Consider the following 402-nt stretch of genomic DNA (forward strand, 5'->3'; position numbering starts at 1 on the left):
AAAGTGCACCTGTCATAAGGGATAGGGCTGTAAAAATTGCTCCACTGCGTGCACCACATTTGAGTGCCACCTCAGCAAGATGAAGCCTCCACATCACACTTCCCAAAGCAGCAGCACTTATTATGAGATAACAAAATGTAGGGAGCCACGCGAATGGGACATGAATATACATAATCTTGACTGTAATCCCCTGCTGATAATCATCAGGTGAATGCATAATCAGAATAAGCCCTAAGATAAGAAGACACAATGTTATACCAGTTAACCAAGGTACAACGGTAACGCTTATTTTCATAAAACGGACTAAACTTTTAGGAAGTACCCCTATTTTATGTGTGTGAGCTGCTTCATTCATGCGTTTTATAATAGGCAGAGTTTCGCTATGCGGCAATCATCTTTTAT

Annotated in this window: 1 protein-coding gene; it reads right to left on the reverse strand. The window is 40.8% G+C overall.

Annotation, left to right across the window (positions count from 1 at the left end):
- Positions 1-355: cytochrome c biogenesis protein CcsA (gene ccsA, locus J7R10_RS09230; RefSeq protein WP_343211345.1), on the reverse strand; the 355-nt coding region annotated here is incomplete at its 3' end.
- Positions 356-402 lie beyond the last annotated feature (47 nt).

It is taken from the genome of Bartonella vinsonii subsp. berkhoffii ATCC 51672 (genome assembly GCF_902825225.1).
GTDB classification, from domain to species: Bacteria; Pseudomonadota; Alphaproteobacteria; order Rhizobiales; family Rhizobiaceae; genus Bartonella; species Bartonella berkhoffii.